Annotated in this window: 15 protein-coding genes and 2 pseudogenes; 13 read left to right on the top strand and 4 right to left on the bottom strand. The window is 67.6% G+C overall.

The features are described from left to right. Window positions 1-1,833, bottom strand: a complete 1,833-nt coding sequence (locus BN976_RS02655; protein WP_011778061.1) for a flavin-containing monooxygenase — start codon at window positions 1,831-1,833, stop codon at window positions 1-3. 119 nt (window positions 1,834-1,952) lie between these two features. Between BN976_RS02655 and BN976_RS02650 the strand changes: the two genes are divergently transcribed. From BN976_RS02650 to BN976_RS02610, 9 genes and pseudogenes are all read left to right on the top strand, one after another. Then, entirely contained in the window at window positions 1,953-3,002 is a 1,050-nt protein-coding gene (locus BN976_RS02650) for a 2,3-butanediol dehydrogenase (protein ID WP_036367684.1), read from the top strand. A 3-nt stretch (window positions 3,003-3,005) separates the two neighbouring features. After that, window positions 3,006-3,800 (top strand): annotated as a pseudogene (locus BN976_RS02645) (acetoin reductase). A gap of 44 nt (window positions 3,801-3,844) precedes the next feature. After that, on the top strand, window positions 3,845-5,170 hold the full coding sequence (locus BN976_RS02640; protein WP_036367681.1) for a GAF domain-containing protein: 1,326 nt from the start codon (window positions 3,845-3,847) through the stop codon (window positions 5,168-5,170). 5 nt (window positions 5,171-5,175) lie between these two features. Beyond that, a complete protein-coding gene (locus tag BN976_RS02635; protein WP_109489551.1) occupies window positions 5,176-5,661 on the top strand; it encodes a DUF779 domain-containing protein in 486 nt (161 codons plus the stop codon). Window positions 5,662-5,767: 106 nt separating this feature from the next. Continuing rightward, on the top strand, window positions 5,768-6,046 hold the full coding sequence (locus BN976_RS02630; RefSeq protein ID WP_036367678.1) for a putative holin: 279 nt from the start codon (window positions 5,768-5,770) through the stop codon (window positions 6,044-6,046). After that, window positions 6,039-6,428: a hypothetical protein gene (locus tag BN976_RS02625; protein ID WP_011778067.1), complete on the top strand. Its 390-nt coding sequence runs from the start codon at window positions 6,039-6,041 to the stop codon at window positions 6,426-6,428. Before BN976_RS02630 ends, BN976_RS02625 begins: the two co-directional genes overlap by 8 nt. 35 nt (window positions 6,429-6,463) lie before the next feature. Then, complete coding sequence (gene lpdA, locus BN976_RS02620; protein ID WP_011778068.1) at window positions 6,464-7,858, top strand: dihydrolipoyl dehydrogenase; 1,395 nt, start codon at window positions 6,464-6,466, stop codon at window positions 7,856-7,858. Continuing rightward, window positions 7,859-8,137 carry a hypothetical protein gene (locus BN976_RS02615; protein WP_199558881.1) on the top strand — a complete coding sequence of 93 codons (279 nt, stop codon included), beginning with the start codon at window positions 7,859-7,861 and terminating at the stop codon, window positions 8,135-8,137. It begins immediately after the preceding gene. A gap of 75 nt (window positions 8,138-8,212) precedes the next feature. Beyond that, the gene (locus BN976_RS02610; RefSeq protein WP_011778070.1) at window positions 8,213-9,298 is read left to right on the top strand and encodes a GGDEF domain-containing protein; all 1,086 of its coding nucleotides are present in this window, start codon (window positions 8,213-8,215) and stop codon (window positions 9,296-9,298) included. Here the strand turns inward: BN976_RS02610 and BN976_RS02605 are convergent. Genes BN976_RS02605 through ramB form a run of 3 tightly spaced genes read right to left on the bottom strand, consistent with a single transcriptional unit; the run spans window position 9,279 to window position 12,255 of the window. Continuing rightward, window positions 9,279-10,229 carry an alpha/beta fold hydrolase gene (locus tag BN976_RS02605; protein ID WP_036367676.1) on the bottom strand — a complete coding sequence of 317 codons (951 nt, stop codon included), beginning with the start codon at window positions 10,227-10,229 and terminating at the stop codon, window positions 9,279-9,281. The two genes, BN976_RS02610 and BN976_RS02605, sit on opposite strands and share 20 nt — an antisense overlap. Window positions 10,230-10,288: 59 nt before the next feature. Then, window positions 10,289-10,831: a carboxymuconolactone decarboxylase family protein gene (locus BN976_RS02600; RefSeq protein WP_011778072.1), complete on the bottom strand. Its 543-nt coding sequence runs from the start codon at window positions 10,829-10,831 to the stop codon at window positions 10,289-10,291. After that, window positions 10,828-12,255, bottom strand: a complete 1,428-nt coding sequence (ramB, locus tag BN976_RS02595; RefSeq protein WP_036367674.1) for an acetate metabolism transcriptional regulator RamB — start codon at window positions 12,253-12,255, stop codon at window positions 10,828-10,830. The genes BN976_RS02600 and ramB overlap by 4 nt, the downstream gene beginning before the upstream one ends. A 117-nt stretch (window positions 12,256-12,372) precedes the next feature. Here ramB and BN976_RS02590 point away from each other — a divergent pair, with 117 nt between their 5' ends. The 4 genes and pseudogenes from BN976_RS02590 to BN976_RS02575 all read left to right on the top strand — a co-directional run bounded on the left by BN976_RS02590 (window position 12,373) and on the right by BN976_RS02575 (window position 16,954). Continuing rightward, window positions 12,373-13,149 (top strand): acyl-[acyl-carrier-protein] thioesterase, encoded by a 777-nt coding sequence (locus BN976_RS02590; protein ID WP_199558895.1) that lies wholly within the window; start codon window positions 12,373-12,375, stop codon window positions 13,147-13,149. A gap of 265 nt (window positions 13,150-13,414) precedes the next feature. Further along, a complete protein-coding gene (gene aceA / locus BN976_RS02585; protein WP_011778075.1) occupies window positions 13,415-14,701 on the top strand; it encodes an isocitrate lyase in 1,287 nt (428 codons plus the stop codon). 317 nt (window positions 14,702-15,018) lie between these two features. Continuing rightward, window positions 15,019-15,873: a 3-hydroxybutyryl-CoA dehydrogenase gene (locus BN976_RS02580; RefSeq protein WP_036367672.1), complete on the top strand. Its 855-nt coding sequence runs from the start codon at window positions 15,019-15,021 to the stop codon at window positions 15,871-15,873. 218 nt (window positions 15,874-16,091) lie between these two features. Next, window positions 16,092-16,954 (top strand): annotated as a pseudogene (locus BN976_RS02575) (cyclopropane mycolic acid synthase family methyltransferase). Window positions 16,955-16,968 lie beyond the last annotated feature (14 nt).

Raw genomic sequence — 16,968 nt, 5'->3', positions numbered from 1 at the left:
TCAGCTCAGGTGGTGGACCTCCTGCAGGCCGTACACCGGCGTGGCCATCCCCTCGAACCGTGCCTTGAGCTGCAACGCCAGGTACAGCGAGTAGTGCCGCGACTGGTGCAGGTTGCCGCCGTGGAACCACAGGTTGGGCTGCTGGGTGGGCTTCCACATGTTGCGCTGTTCGCCCTCCCAGGGACCTGGATCCTTCGGGGTGTCGCTGCCCAGACCCCACACCTTGCCGACCCTGTCGGCCACGTCCTGGCCGATCAGGTCGGCGGCCCAGCCGTTCATCGAGCCGTAGCCGGTCGCGTAGACCACCACATCGGCGGGCAGCTCGGTGCCGTCGGCGAGCACCACCGAGTTCTCCGTCAGGTGGTCGACCTGCCCGTGCGCCAGCTTGATCCTGCCGTCGGCGACCATGTCGCAGGCCCCGACGTCGATGTAGTAGCCCGACCCGCGGCGCAGGTACTTCATGAACAACCCGGAACCGTCTGCGCCCCAATCCAATTCGAACCCGGCCGCCTCGAGCCGGTCGTAGAACTCCTTGTCGCGTTCGCGCATCTGGTCGTACAGCGGGATCTGGAACTCGTGCATGATCCGGTACGGCAGCGACGCGAACGTCAGGTCCGCCTTCTCCGTCGTCATGCCTGCTGCCAGCGCGCGCTCCGAATACAGGTCGCCGAGCCCGATGTCCATCAGGGTGTCGGACTTGACGATGTGCGTGGACGACCGCTGCACCATCGTGACGTCGACGCCGTTCTCGTAGAGCGCCTTGCAGATGTCGTGGGCGGAGTTGTTCGACCCGATCACGACGGCCTTTTTGCCGACGTACGCGTCCGGTCCGGGGTGCGCGCTGGAGTGGTGCTGGTCGCCGGCGAAGACGTCCTGGCCGGGCAGCGTCGGGACATTGGGCTTGCCCGACATGCCGGTCGCGAGCACCAGTTGGGTCGGGTGCAGGGTCAGCCGTTCACCGTCGCGGTCGACTTCGACGGTCCAGGTCTGGGACCCCTCGTCGAACGAGGCGGACAGGCAGGTGGTCTTCGACCAGTAGGGCACCTCCATCACCCGGGTGTAGAACTCCAGCCAGTCGCCGATCTTGTCCTTCGGTGCGAACACCGGCCAGTTCTGTGGAAACGGCAGATACGGCAGGTGGTCGTACCAGACCGGGTCGTGCAGGCACAGCGACTTGTACCGCTTGCGCCACTGGTCGCCTGGGCGTTCGTGGCGGTCGACGACGATCGCGGGCACCCCGAGCTGACGCAGCCGCGCGCCGAGCGCGATACCGCCCTGCCCGCCGCCGATCACCAATGCGTACGGCTGGATGGATCGGCCCAACTCCTCATCTTCGGCGGCCTTCTTCTCGGCCCACGACCGCGGATCCGGGTCGTCGCCGTGCACCGCGCCCAGCACCCGGCTCGGGCCCTTGCGCTCCTCGTGGCCCTTGAGCTCCTGAAGCGCGGTCAGCAGCGTCCAGGCCTGATCGCCCTTCAGACGAAGGTGCCCGGTGCCGCGACCGGCGGCTGTCTCGAACTCGATGAACGCCGACGTCACCGCGTCTTCTCCGGAGCCGTCCTGGACAGCGGGCTCGCGGGTCCGGAAGCCTGACGGGTCCGTCTCGGCCAGGCGCGCACCCAGCATGTCGGTGATCTGGTCGCGGCCTTCGAGGGTCTTGATGTTCCAGGTGAACGACACGAGGTCACGCCAGAAGCTGTCCACGGCGAACATGCCGGCGACTCGTTCGATGTCGCGGGTGGCCAGCGCGGCCTCGAAGTCGGCCAGCCAGGCGTCGACGCGCTGCTGCGGCGTCGGATCGGTTGTGGTCTGCGGCTCAAGTGTTGATGTCATGTGAGCCAGGACACACCGGATGCGTCGCTGCTGGCAAGGGTTGCGAAGCGTTGCACACGGCCGCTGCAACCCCCTGCAACTCTTTCGGGGTGTGGCCGCGCTCACATAGACATGCGGCTATGAGAGCAGCTGTCTACTACGGACCGAACAAGCTCGAAGTCGACGACGTCGACGAACCGGAGCCCGGTCCGGGCACCGTCAAACTCAAGGTCGGGTTCAACGGGATCTGCGGCACCGACCTGCACGAGTACTACGCAGGCCCGATCTTCGTGCCCACCGAACCGCACCCGCTGACCGGCCAGCAGTTGCCGCTGACCATGGGCCACGAGTTCTCCGGGACCATCGCCGCAGTCGGCGACGGGGTAACCGGCTGGAGCGAGGGCGACCGGGTCGCGGTCGAACCGATCTACAAGTGCGGCCACTGCGGACCGTGTCGGGCAGGCAACTACAACGTCTGTCAGCAGATCGGCTTCCACGGCCTGATGTCCGACGGCGGCATGGCCGAATACACCGTGGTGCCGACCAGCATGCTGCACAAGCTGCCCGACAACGTGTCGCTGGAACTCGGCGCACTCGTCGAGCCCATGTCGGTGGCCTATCACGCCGCCACGCTCGGCGACGTGAGCCCCGGTGACACCGCGATGGTGTTCGGCGCCGGCCCGATCGGCATCGGACTGTGGTTCGCGTTGCGCGGCAAAGGACTTGATGATGTCTTCGTCGTCGAGCCGTCGCCGACGCGGCGCGCCGCGATCGAGGTGCTCGGCGCCAGAACGCTGGACCCGACGAGCGTCGACGTGCCGGCGTTCATCGCCGACCACACGCGCGGCGACGGGGCCGACGCCGTGTTCGACGCAGCCGGGGTAACCCCTGCGGTCAGCACGGCACTGGCCTGCGTCGGGTCGCGAAAGCCGATGATCAGCGTCGCGATCTACGAAAAGCCCCTGGAGACACCGCTTCTGAATCTGGTGATGAACGAGTCCCGGATCCAGGGCTCGCTGTGCTACACCGGCGCCGACTTCGAAGCGGTGATCGCGCTGATGGGGCAGGGCAAGTACGACACCACCGGCTGGGTGACCCGGATCCCGATCGACGACGTCGTCGACGAGGGCTTCGAGGCACTGCACGCCGGCACCAAGATGAAAGTTCTCGTCGACCCGAACGGAGCCTGACCCATGACACTCAACGGAAAAGTCGCCCTGGTCACCGGTGCGGCGCGCGGCATCGGACGGGGCATCGCGCTGCGGCTCGCACGTGACGGTGCCGACATCGCACTCGTCGACGTCCTGCCCGAAGGGCTCGACGGCGTCGCCGACGAGATCGCCGGGATCGGTGGCAAGACGACAATGTTCGTCGCCGATGTCAGTGACCGCGAGCAGGTCTTCGCCGCCGTCGACCACGCCGCCGCTGCGCTGGGCGGCTTCGACATCATGGTCAACAACGCGGGCATCGCGCTGGTCGGGCCGATCAGTGACGTCACACCCGAGCAGATCGAGAAGCTGTGGGCGATCAACGTCAACGGGGTGCTGTGGGGGACCCAGGCCGCCGTCGCCAAGTTCAAGGAGCTGAAGAACAAAGATAAAGGAAGAGTCAGCAGGATAATCAATGCCTCGTCGATCGCAGGCCACGACGGCTTCGCGATGCTCGGCCCCTACAGCGCCACCAAGTTCGCCGTGCGCGCGCTCACCCAGGCCGCCGCCTAGGAACACGCCGCCGACGGCATCACCGTCAACGCGTACTGCCCGGGCGTCGTCGGCACCGACATGTGGGTCGAGATCGACAAGCGGTTCGCCGAGCTGACCGGTGCCGCCGAAGGCGAGACCTACGACAAGTTCGTCGGTGGCATCGCGCTGGGCCGCGCCGAGACGCCCGACGACGTCGCGGGGTTCGTGTCGTATCTGGCCGGCCCGGACGCCGACTACATGACGGGGCAATCCGGGCTCATCGACGGTGGGCTGGTCTACCGCTGAGATGCTCTGGCCTACCGCTCGCGCGCGGGGCACACTGGGGTTCGATGCAAGGCCCACCCGTGCCTGAACCGGCCGTCGCCGTCGGCGAGGACCCGCGCAGCTACGCGCGGTTGATGTCCGCCGTCTACGACGCGACGATGGCCGGCCATCGCGCGCCCGCCCGGCCCCGGGAGGTCATCGGCGAGTCCTGGCAGCGGCTGATCGCCAGCGGCATGCAGGACCGAGGACCCGACACCACGGTGGTGGAGATGGGCGGGCTGGAGATGCTGCGCCGGTCGTCGGGGCTGATGGACGTGCTCGACGAGATCTCCCGCGGGCTGGAGTCGCTGGTCGCCGACGGGGAGAACATCCTGGTGGTCGCCGACGCGAAGGGCCGGGTGCTGTGGCGCTCCGGATCGCCGTCGGTGCTCATGAACGCTGACCGACTCGGTTTCATCGAGGGCGCGAACTGGGGCGAGGGTGCTGTCGGGACCAACGCCATCGGCACCGCGCTGGTGTCCCAGCGCGCCGTCCAGGTGTTCTCGGCCGAACACTTTCTGCGCAGCCATCACTCGTGGACGTGCGCAGGGGCGCCGATCCGGGATCCGAGGACAAGTCAGGTCATCGGCGTCGTCGACGTGTCGGGCCCGGCTGCCACGGTGCACCCGACGACCGTCGCCCTCGTCGACGCCGTGGCCCGGCTCGCTGAATCGCACCTGCGCCAGGAGCACGACCGCACGCTGAACCGGTTGCGTGCGCTCGCCGCCCCGATCCTGGCGCGGATGGGCAGCCCGGCGCTGGCCGTCGACACCGACGGCTGGGTGGCCGCCGTCGACGCGATGCCGCTGCACAACCGGATCCTGCTGCCCGAACGGCTGGGGCCGGGGCGGGTGCGGTTGGCGACGCTGGGCATGTGCGCCGTCGAGCCGCTGCCCGGCGGTTGGCTCGTGCGGCCGGCCAAGGGGGATGACGCCGAGGGCGGGGCCGAGCAGGACCGGCCGTCGCAGGTGACGCTCGACGTCAGCGACCCGGACACGCCGTCGCTGATCATGGCCGGCGCGTTCGGCAGCTGGCGTCATGACCTTTCGCTGCGTCACGCGGAAATCCTTTGCGCGCTGGCATTTTCACCCCAGGGCCGGTCGGCGCCGCAACTGGCCGAGGACCTTTACGGCGACCGGTCGAAGGTGGTGACCGTGCGCGCGGAGATGTCGCGGCTGCGCAAGCAGTTCGCCGGAATCCTTGCCGCCCAGCCGTACCGGTTCGCCGCGTCGATCGAGTTGTCCGTCCGGTATCCCGCCGACCGGTGCCTGCTGCTCCCACCGTCGAACGCACCCGCGATCCGCACTGCCCGAATGGCGGGTGCGCCGGCGACAACCCATGGAGGACAATGACCGTCGTGGACGCACCGAACCGGGCACTGGTGACCGAGGCCGCCGCCGAACTGTTGCGCAGCCTGCAGGACCGGCACGGCGCGTTGATGTTTCACCAGTCCGGCGGCTGCTGCGACGGCTCGTCGCCGATGTGCTACCCCGACGGGGAGTTCCTGGTCGGCGACCGCGACGTGCTTCTCGCCGTGCTCGATGTCGGGGACGGGGTGCCGGTGTGGATCTCCGGTCCGCAGTTCGACGCGTGGAAACACACCCAGCTGGTGATCGACGTGGTTCCCGGCCGCGGCGGCGGGTTCAGCCTCGAAGCACCCGAGGGCAAGCGTTTCCTGTCGCGGGGGCGTGCGTTCACCGAAGAGGAGAACCGCGCCCTCGACGCCGTGCCCTCGGTGACCGGTGCGGCCTACGAACGCGGCGAACGGCCGGTGTCGAACGGCACACACGTCGTCGCCGAGGCCCAGGCCGTCGACGCGTGCGCGATCCCCGTCCCGGAATAGCGTTCCTGGCTGTGAAAGCAGCCGCCCCAGCAGCAACCCGGATTGCTATTCCGTGCTAGGGCGCGCCGCCCCGATTTGCGGCGGTCGCGGCGTTATCGTCGGAACCGTGATCCCGCTGCCACGAGCATCGGTGTTGGCCGGAGTGATGATCATCGGCGTCGCTCTCGGCATGATGGCGGCGCTGCTGGCGGCCGTCGAGATCACCGCCACGATCCGGCCCGACCTCGCCATCGGCCTGGTGATCGGTGTGCCCAGCATCGTCGGAATGCTGACGATCCTGTTCTCGAACCGGCGGTGGATGACCGCCGTCGGGGCCATGGTCCTGGCCATCGGTCCGGGATGGTTCGGGGCGCTGACCGCGATTCAGGTGGCCACCGGTGTCTGAGGACCAGATCGCGCTCGACGACCCGGCGTACGCCGACGAACTGCCGCGGCCACCCGCGCAGCCGGTCGTCGTCCCCGCGGCGGCGCAGTCCGTCGGCCGCTGGCGGTTCGTGCTCGTCGTCGCCGGTATGTGGATCGTCGCGGCCGCGGCCGGGGCGGGGCTGTACTACTGGTGGTACCACTCGCCGGACAAAGCCGTGCCGGTCTTCGCGGTGCTGGTGTTCGTGGTGGCCTGCATCGTCGGCAGCCTGTTGACCGCGATGGTGCAGGACCGGCCGGGTGTCGCGGCGACCGCGATCGCGATGATGTCGGCGCCGTTGGCCGCGGCCGTCGGTGCAGCGGTGCTGTACGGCGCCTACGTGTTCGAATGGATCGCCAGGTAGCCCGCCCGTCTTGCCGCGCCCGATAGGGTGTGAACGTGACCCACTATGACGTCGTTGTTCTCGGAGCCGGTCCCGGAGGTTACGTCGCGGCTATCCGCGCCGCCCAGCTCGGGTTGAGCACCGCCATCGTCGAACCCAAGTACTGGGGCGGCGTGTGCCTGAACGTCGGGTGTATCCCGTCGAAAGCGTTGCTGCGCAACGCCGAACTGGCGCACATCTTCACCAAGGAAGCCAAGACGTTCGGGATCAGCGGGGAGGCGAGCTTCGACTACGGCGCCGCGTTCGACCGCAGCCGCAAGGTCGCCGACGGCCGTGTCGCCGGTGTGCACTTCCTGATGAAGAAGAACAAGATCACCGAGATCCACGGCTACGGCAAGTTCACCGGGCCCAACAGCATCGAAGTCGATCTCAACGACGGCGGAACCGAGAAGCTCGAGTTCGACAACGCGATCATCGCGACCGGCTCGAGCACCCGGCTGGTGCCCGGCACCTCGCTGTCGGAGAACGTGGTCACCTACGAGGATCAGATCCTGTCGCGGGAGCTGCCAGGTTCGATCGTCATCGCCGGCGCCGGGGCGATCGGCATGGAGTTCGCGTACGTGATGAAGAACTACGGCGTCGACGTCACGATCGTGGAGTTCCTGCCGCGCGCACTGCCCAACGAGGACGCCGAGGTCTCCAAGGAGATCGAGAAGCAGTACAAGAAGCTGGGCGTGAAGATCCTGACCGGCACCAAGGTCGAGAAGATCCAAGATGATGGTTCGACGGTCACGGTCACGGTCTCCAAGGACGGCAAGACCGACGAACTCAAGGCCGACAAGGTGCTCCAGGCCATCGGGTTCGCCCCCAACGTCGAGGGCTTCGGCCTGGAGACGACGGGCGTGCAACTGACCGACCGCAGGGCCATCGGCATCGACGACTACATGCGCACCAACGTCCAGCACATCTACGCGATCGGCGACGTCACCGCCAAGCTGCAACTCGCCCACGTCGCCGAGGCGATGGGGGTGGTCGCCGCCGAGACCATCGCCGGTGCCGAGACGCTGGCGCTGGGCGACTACCGGATGCTGCCGCGTGCCACGTTCTGCCAGCCCCAGGTCGCCAGCTTCGGCCTGACCGAGCAGCAGGCCAAGGACGAGGGCTACGACGTCGTCGTCGCGAAGTTCCCGTTCACCGCCAACGGCAAGGCCCACGGACTGGGTGACCCGACCGGATTCGTGAAGCTCGTCGCCGACAGGAAACACCTCGAGCTGCTCGGCGGGCACCTGATCGGCCCCGACGTCTCCGAGCTTCTGCCCGAGCTGACGCTGGCGCAGAAGTGGGACCTGACCGCCAACGAACTCGCCCGCAACGTGCACACCCACCCGACCCTGTCCGAGGCGATGCAGGAATGCTTCCACGGCCTGGTCGGCCACATGATCAATTTCTAGTTGAGAGCGATCTGGGTCGCCGGCATCGGCGGGTTGGTGGTCGGCCACATCCTGTGGCTGGCCGGTATCTCGGCGGCCATCGCGTCGGCGAACGTGCCCACCTGGGTGCTGGTCGTCGCCGGGGTGTCGCTGATCCTCGGCCTTGCCTCAGCGCTGCTGGGCCGGCGGAAGATGCAGCGCAAAGACCGCAAGAGCGAGATCTGGGCGGCGTTCCTGTTCGGGCTGTCGATCTCGCCGGTGCTGTTCTCGCTCGCTGTGCTCGGGGTGACGTACCTGTAGCCGGCGTGCCGCAATGAAGTGTCCGACACCGCATTTCGTGGCTTGGCGGCGTTCACCGGCGACTAAGGTGAGCCGATGGGGGACGGAGCCGTCGGCGACCTGCTGCTGCAGTGGTGGCGTCAGCGAGATGAATATCAGTGGCGGATCGGTTTTTTGCGCAGCCGCGGACTCCTCCCGGTGCTGCGCTGGCTGATCGCCGGTATCGGCGCGACGATGGGCGTGCTCTCGGCGGTCAACGTCGTGCTGCCACCGGGAGCCGACGACACCGTGTTCCGCCTCGGCTGGGCGGTCGTCGCCGTGGGCTCGCTGGCCTGGGCCGCGCGCTGGGCCTTCCTGCCGTGGCCGACCGCCCGGGAATCGGCCGTCCTGGTCGGGTGCGTCGACGTCCTCATGACGCTGTCGGCGCTGCTGTTCGGGGACCCGAACCTGGCCATGTCGGGGATCCCCATCTTGCTGTGCGCGGGCGGCTATGTGGTGTTCTTCCACGGCCCGCGGCTGCACCTGGCCCACATCGCCTGGTGCACGGTCTCGGTCGTCGGCATCGCGGTGTGGCTGGCGGCGTCCACGCCCGACTACGGCGTTCAGGTGGCGGTCTCCCGGGCCGTGATCGCGCTCCTGGTCACGGTGTGCATCCTGCCGGCGTTGCAGTTCGGATTCTGGTTGCTGCAGGGCAGCTCGAAGCAGTCACTCACCGACCCGTTGACCGAGCTGACCAATCGGCGGGGTCTGGCGGTGTCGATGCAGCGGCTCAACGAGGCCGCGCCCACCGGAGCCGACCTGTGTGCGCTGCTGATCGACGTCGACGGTTTCAAGAGGGTCAACGACACGCTGGGGCACGCGGTCGGCGACGAGGTGCTGATCCGGACGGCGCGACGGATCCGGCAGAGCGTGCGTGGGGATGCCGTGGTGGTGCGGTGGGGCGGTGAGGAATTCCTGGTGGTCGACCGGATTCCGGCCCAGCAGGCCGGCAAGGTCGCCGAGCGCATCCGCGCGGCGGTCTCGGCACCCGCCCAGCCGCCCGTCACGGTGAGCATCGGCCTGGCAACCTGCACGCGGCCGGATCTTGATCTCATCGACGTGATCACCGCGGCCGACGCGGCGATGTACGAAGCCAAGGCGCGCGGCGGCGACCGGGTCGTCGTTACGGCCGGTGTCCGCTGAGCAGATGCTGGTGCAGGAAGTCGAGCACGTCGTCGGCCTTCGCGAACCCGCCCAGATGGCTTTCGTCGGGCATCAGCAGCAGCTCGACGTCGGGCAGGTGCTCGGTGGCGGCCTGCGCGTCGGCCAGCGAGATGATCGAGTCGGCGTCGCCGTGCCACCACCGGACCGGAACCTTGACGTCGGCCAGCCGGAAGCCCCAGTCGCGGCCGAAGAGCCGCGCGTCGTCGAGCAGCGCCTGGAACCCGCCGTTGGCGGCGTGCACGATGTCGTCGATGAACATCGCCTCGATCTCGGGGTTGGCGAACACCCGCTTGTCGCCCTCGGGCATCGCGGCGCTCAGGCCGCGGTACGCCAGGTGTGCCAGCGGTATCACCGGGGTCAGCAGGCCCGCGGTGACGGCGGCGAACGGGCGCCGCATCGCCGAGGTCACCGGCGCGAATTTGCGTGACAGCGTGATGGCGCCGCTGCATGCGGCATCCGGACCCACCGACGGTGTCACCCCGCCGAGGACGGCGACGGCGACGACGCGGTCGGCCAGCGCGGGCATCCCGGCGCATGCCAGCGCGAACGGGCCGCCGCCGGACAACCCGACCACACCGAGCTTTTCGGCGCCGAGCAGGTCGGCCACGTGCGCCATGTCGGTGGCCCAGTCGCCGACCCGGTCGTAGCAGTGCCGGTGGCTCAACCCGGATCCCGCGCGCTCGACGAGAATCACCCGCAACCCGAGTTTCTCGGCCGCGCGTCGACCCACGATCGGCAGCTGCCTGCGGCCGCCGGGGGTGCCGTGGAACCACAACACGACCGGTCCGGACGGATCGCCGTACTCGGCGTAACCGATGCGGCGGCCGTCGGGCAGGAAGAACGCACCCTCGGCGCGGGGCGGCTCACAGCGAGGCACACCCGGAGGGTGACGCCACGGGTTCGACAACATGGACGCATGGTAGCCGCGCGGTTTACAGCCGCGGTCGACTATGTCAAACAGGTCCCGGTTCAGTCGGGGAAGTCCAGCGGCACCTGCAGCGTGGTGATGGTGGCCGCCAGACCGTCGTATTGCGCTGCGAGCAGACAGAATTCGATCAGCTGTGGCTTGGTGAGGTGCGCGGAGAGCGCCTGCCACGTTTCGGGGGACACGCCGCGGGTGACGACGAACTCGTCGGTGGCGGTGATCAGCACCCGTTCCCGGTCCGTCAGGCCCTCGGAGTCGGGTCCGGCGAAGATGCGGGCCTGCGTGTCGGCGTCCACGCCGCGACTGCGGGCCAGGCGGCGGTGCTGCTGAAGCTCGTAGGTGCTGTCGCGCAGGTGCGCGACGCGCAGGATCACCACCTCGGCGTCGTGCCGCGACAGCTTGCCGACGTAGAGCAGGTGAGCCGACAGCGGCAGCCAGGTCAGGAACAACAGCCGGTGCTGCCCGAGCACGTTCATCAGGCTGAACCTCGGCCGTCGGATCCCGCGGGCCCCGATCTTGGCGATGGCCCAGTTGAGCGGGCCGAGTTCCTTGAAGCCGCCGGGGGCGATACGGGCGGGATTGCTCATTGCTGCCTCACCAGGTAGGGCGACACCGTCGAGCGGTGTTCGTCGATGTCGAGCGCGCGCCCGAGTGCGGGGAACGCGCGCTGCGGGCAGTTGTCGCGCTCGCACACCCGGCAACCGGCGCCGATCGGTGTCGCGGGGACGTTGGGGTCACCGGTCACCAGCCCCTCCGAGTAGACCAGCCGCTGCGCGTGACGCAATTCGCAGCCGAGGCCGATTGCGAACGTCTTACCCGGCTGACCATAGCGTGAAGCGCGTCGCTCCACGGTCCGCGCCACCCACATGTAGGCGCGCCCGTCGGGCATCTCGGCGATCTGGACGGAGATCTTGCCCGGGTTGGCGAACGTCTCGTACACGTTCCACAGCGGGCAGGTCCCGCCGCTGGACGAGAAATGAAACCCGGTGGCGGACTGCCGTTTCGACATGTTTCCGGCGCGGTCGACCCGCACGAACGAGAACGGGACACCGCGCATCGACGGCCGCTGCAGGGTGGAAAGCCGGTGGCAGGTGGTCTCGTAGCTGACCGAGTAGTAGGCCGAGAGCCGCTCGATGTCGTAACGGAACTTCTCGGCCACTTCGTGGAACTGGCCGTAGGGCAGCACGGCGGCGGCGGCGAAGTAGTTCGCCAATCCCATCCGGGCGAGCTTGCGCGACTCCTCGCTGGTGAACTTGCCCTCGTCCACCAGCTTGTCGATCAGCTCGCCGCACTCCAGGTAGGCGAGCTCGGCAGCCATCCGGAACACCGTCTGCCCCGACGACAGGTGCGCACCGACCTCCAGGCGTCTGGTCACCGGGTCGTAGCGGTGCAGCACGCCCTCGCCGAGGTCCACGCTGCGGATCACGGTGACGCCGTGGACGAATCGCAGCCGGTCGGACAGGTCGCCGGCGAGATCGCCACGATGCACCCGCATGTCGGCTGTGAGCGCCTCGGCGGCGGTGTCGAGGTCGTGCAGATAGTTCTGCCGTTGATAGAAGTAGTCGCGCACCTCTTCGTGCGGCATCGTGATGGCGCCCGACCCACCGCCGCTCCCGACGTTGAAACGGTCCTCGGTCGCGGCGGCGAGCTGGGTGGTGGTGAGCTGATACCGGCGGTGCAGATTGACCATCGCGCGGGCAAGCGCGGGGTGCGATCCGACCATGTCGGCCACCTCGGCCGGGTCGACGTCGACGTCGAGATCGCGGTCCATGAGCACCTCGCGCAGCTCGGCGATCAGGCGGGTGTCGTCCTGGGAGGCGAAGAACGTCGCGTCGACCCCGAACACCTCGGTGATGCGCAGCAGCACCGCGACGGTCAGCGGCCGGACGTCGTGTTCGATCTGGTTGAGGTAGCTCGGCGAGATCTCCAGCATCTGCGCCAGTGCTGCCTGGCTGAACCCGCGTTCGCTGCGCAGCTGTCGGATGCGGGCGCCGACGAAAGTCTTGGCCACGTCAGACAGCGTAACAACCCTGCTAAGGCAAAGTTTGCAGCATTCGCAGGCTGCGGCGATGTGGCAGTATCGAAGGTCGTGAGTACCACCCCGGGAGCGACCGGCCTGGCCAAGGCGATGATGCCGGTGCCGGATCCACACCCCGACGTCTTCGACATCCAATGGCCGCTGCGTGTTGCCGACGTGGACCGCGAGGGCAGGCTCAAGTTCGACGCCGCCACCCGCCACATCCAGGACATCGGCACCGACCAGCTGCGGGAGATGGGCTACGAGGACACCCACCCGCTGTGGATCGTGCGCCGGACCATGATCGACATGATCGAGCCGGTCGTGTTCAAGGACATGCTGCGGTTGCGGCGCTGGTGTTCGGGCACCTCGAACCGGTGGTGTGAGATGCGGGTGCGCATCGAGGGTCGCAAGGGCGGACTCATCGAATCCGAGGCGTTCTGGATCAACATCAACCGGGAGACCCAGGGACCCGCCCGGATCTCCGACGACTTCATCGAAGGATTGCGTCGCACCACCGACGAGAACCGTCTGCGCTGGAAGCCCTATCTCAGGGCGGGTAGCCGTGAAGACGCCGAGCACATCCGCGACTACCCGGTCCGGGTCAGCGACATCGACATCTTCGACCACATGAACAACTCGGTGTACTGGAGCGTGGTCGAGGACTACCTCTACTCGCAGCCCGAGCTGATGAGCGCACCCGTACGGGTCACCATCGAGCACGATCTTCCGGTGGCGCTCGGCGACAAGCTGGAGATCATCCGACACGTCCACCCCGCGGGATCCACCGACAAGTTCGGCGAAGAACTGAGCGACCGGACTGTTACAACGCTCACATACGCGGTCGGCAACGAGACGAAAGCCGTCGCGGCCATCTTCCCGCTCTGATCGGCTCACCCAAACAGTACAAGCGTACTGACCTGCGAAGATTCGCTACCCGCCGGTAGCTTCTGAACCGGTTCAGGTCAGTGGCCCTTTGCAGAATTAGCAACTTCACCGATTCGGTTGGCGGAAATTGGCAATCGAAACGGGTGGACCTGCGGTTATGGCTTCAGGCATCCTCGGATTAGCAAGCCAGCGAAACCGCTGGAGCATTAACACCGCCGAGGTCGGCCAGCCCTCCGGTGGTTTGCATCAAACGAAGGAGCAGCCCATGTCCACCGTCGGAACGCCGAAGTCCCCGGAGCAGATCCAGCACGATTGGGACCACAACCCGCGCTGGAAGGGCATCACCCGCACCTACACGCCCGCCGACGTCGTCGCCCTGCAGGGGCACGTCGTCGAGGAGCACACGCTCGCCCGCCGCGGCGCCGAGGTGCTCTGGGATCAGCTGCACGACATGGACTTCGTCAATGCGCTCGGTGCGCTGACCGGCAACATGGCCGTGCAGCAGGTCCGGGCCGGCCTGAAGGCCATCTACCTGTCGGGTTGGCAGGTCGCCGGTGACGCGAACCTGTCCGGCCACACCTACCCGGACCAGAGCCTGTACCCGGCCAACTCGGTGCCGCAGGTGGTGCGTCGCATCAACAACGCGCTGCTGCGCGCCGACGAGATCGCCAAGGTCGAGGGCGACACCTCGGTTGAGAACTGGCTCGCCCCGATCGTTGCCGACGGTGAGGCCGGCTTCGGTGGCGCGCTCAACGTCTACGAGCTGCAGAAGGCGATGATCGCCGCCGGCGTCGCAGGGTCGCACTGGGAGGACCAGCTGGCCTCGGAGAAGAAGTGCGGCCACCTCGGTGGCAAGGTGCTGATCCCGACCCAGCAGCACATCCGCACCCTGACCTCGGCCCGCCTCGCGGCTGACGTGGCCGGCGTTCCCACCGTCGTCATCGCGCGTACCGACGCCGAGGCGGCCACGCTGATCACCTCCGATGTCGACGAGCGTGACCGGCCGTTCATCACCGGTGAGCGCACCGCCGAGGGCTTCTACCGGGTGAAGAACGGGCTCGAGCCCTGCATCGCGCGTGCCAAGGCCTACGCGCCGTACTCCGACCTGATCTGGATGGAGACCGGCACGCCGGACCTGGAGCTGGCCAAGAAGTTCGCCGAGGGCGTCAAGAGCGAGTTCCCGGACCAGATGCTGGCCTACAACTGCTCGCCGTCGTTCAACTGGCGCAAGCACCTCGACGACGCGACGATCGCGAAGTTCCAGAAGGAGCTCGGCGCGATGGGCTTCAAGTTCCAGTTCATCACGCTGGCCGGCTTCCACGCCCTCAACTACTCGATGTTCGATCTGGCCCACGGCTACGCCCGCAACCAGATGACTGCGTACGTCGAGCTGCAGGAGCGCGAGTTCGCCGCCGAGGAGCGTGGCTACACCGCGACCAAGCACCAGCGCGAGGTGGGCGCCGGCTACTTCGACCGGATCGCCACCACCGTGGACCCGACCAGCTCGACCACCGCGCTCGCGGGCTCGACCGAAGAGGGCCAGTTCCACTAGGCCACCAGGCCACCAGGCCACCAGGCCACCAGGCCACCAGGCCACTAGGCCGCGAGCGTGCGTGTCTGCAGGCGCCACGCCGTGCAACACGCAGATATAGCGCACGCTCGCGCACGAGGGCTCGCGCGCGTGCATTCGGACCGACGAGCGCTTGCGCGAGGAGCATTGGTACCGAGCTTGACAGCGCAGACCCCGCCCAGAAATCTTGGGCGGGGTCTGACGCGTGTGGGCGCCAGATGCCCCGTGCGCAGAGAACAGCGGCATACCGCGCGAGGAGAACGGCGGGTCATCCCGCACGCCAAGAGAGCAGAGGACAGATGAGCATCGAACGTGTGGGTGTGGTCGGCGCCGGGCAGATGGGCTCGGGAATCGCCGAGGTGGCGGCGAAGGCGGGCGCGAACGTCGTCGTCTACGAACCCAGCGAAGCCCTCGTGGCCGCAGGCCGGGACCGCATCACCGCGTCGCTGGAGCGCGCCAAGGCGAAGGGCAAGCTGGCCGCCGACGACTTCGACGCGACGGTTGCACGGCTGACGTTCACCACCAACCTGGGTGACCTCGCCGACCGCCAGCTCGTGATCGAGGCGATCGTGGAGGACGAGGCCGTCAAGGCCAAGGTCTTCGCCGAACTCGACGCCGTCGTCACCGATCCCGATGCAGTGCTCGCGTCGAACACCTCGAGCATCCCGATCATGAAGATCGCTGCGGCGACCAAGAACCCGAGCCGCGTACTCGGCCTGCACTTCTTCAACCCCGTGCCCGTACTCCCGCTGGTCGAACTGGTCAACACGCTCGTCACCTCCGACGACGCCATCGCGCGGGTGGAACAGTTCGCCGACGAGGTGCTGGGCAAGAAGGTGGTGCGCTGCGGCGACCGCTCCGGCTTCGTCGTCAACGCACTGCTGGTGCCCTATCTGCTGTCGGCGATCCGGATGGCCGAAGCCGGTGTGGCCACCGTCGAGGACATCGACACCGCCGTCGTGGCCGGGCTCTCGCACCCGATGGGGCCGCTACGGCTGTCCGACCTCATCGGGCTGGACACCATGAAGCTGATCGCGGATTCGATGTACGACGAGTACAAGGACCCGCACTACGCGCCGCCGCCGCTGCTGCAGCGCATGGTCGAGGCCGGGCAGCTCGGCAAGAAGTCGGGCAAGGGGTTCTACACCTACTGAGCAGGCATCGGGCCAGCTCAGGGGGTCGTACGTGTATGAATGACGACTTCGTTACGCTAAGGCCGAATACTTCGTTACGCTCTAACCGAATATTGACACGCCGGTTGAGAGTGCAGCCGGGACTGCGGTAGAGGCCCGTCTGCGCCCCGCCCCGGTGTCCGGTGCGTTCTCGGTCGGCCGACGAACCGCAAGGGGTTGCCTGCCGCATGTCGAACGCTGTGCCTGATCTGTCGCCGTACTACGAGGAATCGCAGTCGATCTACGACGTGTCCAACGAATTCTTCGCGCTTTTCTCGGGCCGACGATGGGTTACACGTGTTCCTACTTCGAGCGTGAGGACATGACGCTCGACGAGGCGCAGATCGCCAAGTTCGACCTTGCGCTGGGCAAATTGAACCTTGAGCCGGGGATGACGCTGCTCGACGTCGGCTGCGGCTGGGGCGGCGCACTGCGCCGCGCCGTCGAGAAGTACGACGTCAACGTCATCGGTATCACGTTGAGCCGCAAACAGTTCGAGTACAGCAAGGCGCTGATGGCCGGCCTCGACACCGAGCGCAAGGCCGAGGTGCGGTTGCAGGGCTGGGAGGAGTTCGACGAACCCGTCGACCGGATCGTGTCGATCGGCGCGTTCGAGGCGTTCAAGGCCGAGCGCTATCCGCTGTTCTTCGAACGGGCTTTCGGCATCCTGCCCGCCGACGGCCGGATGCTGCTTCACACCATCCTGGCGCACACGCAGAAGTTCTTCCGCGACAACGGCATCAAGCTCACGATCTCGGATCTGAAGTTCATGCGCTTCATCGGCACCGAGATCTTCCCCGGCGGGCAGCTGCCCGCCGTCGAGGACATCGAGAAGCTGGCCGCCGACTCCGGGTTCACGCTGGAGCGCGCCCACCTGCTGCGGCCGCATTACGCGCGCACGCTGGACATGTGGGCGGCCAACCTGGAGGCCAACCGGCAAGAGGCGACCAGGATCACGTCGCCGGAGGTCTACGAGCGCTACATGCATTACCTGACCGGCTGCGCCGACTTCTTCCGCCGCGGCATCACCAACGTCGGGCAGTTCACCCTCGTCAAGGGCTGACGCCGGGCTGAGCC

The organism is Mycolicibacterium austroafricanum (assembly GCF_000612725.1).
GTDB lineage: Bacteria > Actinomycetota > Actinomycetes > Mycobacteriales > Mycobacteriaceae > Mycobacterium > Mycobacterium austroafricanum.
This window is presented reverse-complemented; position numbering and strand designations above follow the sequence as displayed.

What these genes read in the sequence shown, in the direction of transcription:
- BN976_RS02655 (WP_011778061.1), bottom strand. Translation starts at nt 1,833, where the DNA reads ATGACATCAACACTTGAGCCGCAGACCACAACCGATCCGACGCCGCAG.
- BN976_RS02650 (WP_036367684.1), top strand. Translation starts at nt 1,953, where the DNA reads ATGAGAGCAGCTGTCTACTACGGACCGAACAAGCTCGAAGTCGACGAC.
- BN976_RS02640 (WP_036367681.1), top strand. Translation starts at nt 3,845, where the DNA reads ATGCAAGGCCCACCCGTGCCTGAACCGGCCGTCGCCGTCGGCGAGGAC.
- BN976_RS02610 (WP_011778070.1), top strand. Translation starts at nt 8,213, where the DNA reads ATGGGGGACGGAGCCGTCGGCGACCTGCTGCTGCAGTGGTGGCGTCAG.
- BN976_RS02605 (WP_036367676.1), bottom strand. Translation starts at nt 10,229, where the DNA reads ATGTTGTCGAACCCGTGGCGTCACCCTCCGGGTGTGCCTCGCTGTGAG.
- BN976_RS02600 (WP_011778072.1), bottom strand. Translation starts at nt 10,831, where the DNA reads ATGAGCAATCCCGCCCGTATCGCCCCCGGCGGCTTCAAGGAACTCGGC.
- BN976_RS02590 (WP_199558895.1), top strand. Translation starts at nt 12,373, where the DNA reads ATGATGCCGGTGCCGGATCCACACCCCGACGTCTTCGACATCCAATGG.
- aceA (WP_011778075.1), top strand. Translation starts at nt 13,415, where the DNA reads ATGTCCACCGTCGGAACGCCGAAGTCCCCGGAGCAGATCCAGCACGAT.
- BN976_RS02580 (WP_036367672.1), top strand. Translation starts at nt 15,019, where the DNA reads ATGAGCATCGAACGTGTGGGTGTGGTCGGCGCCGGGCAGATGGGCTCG.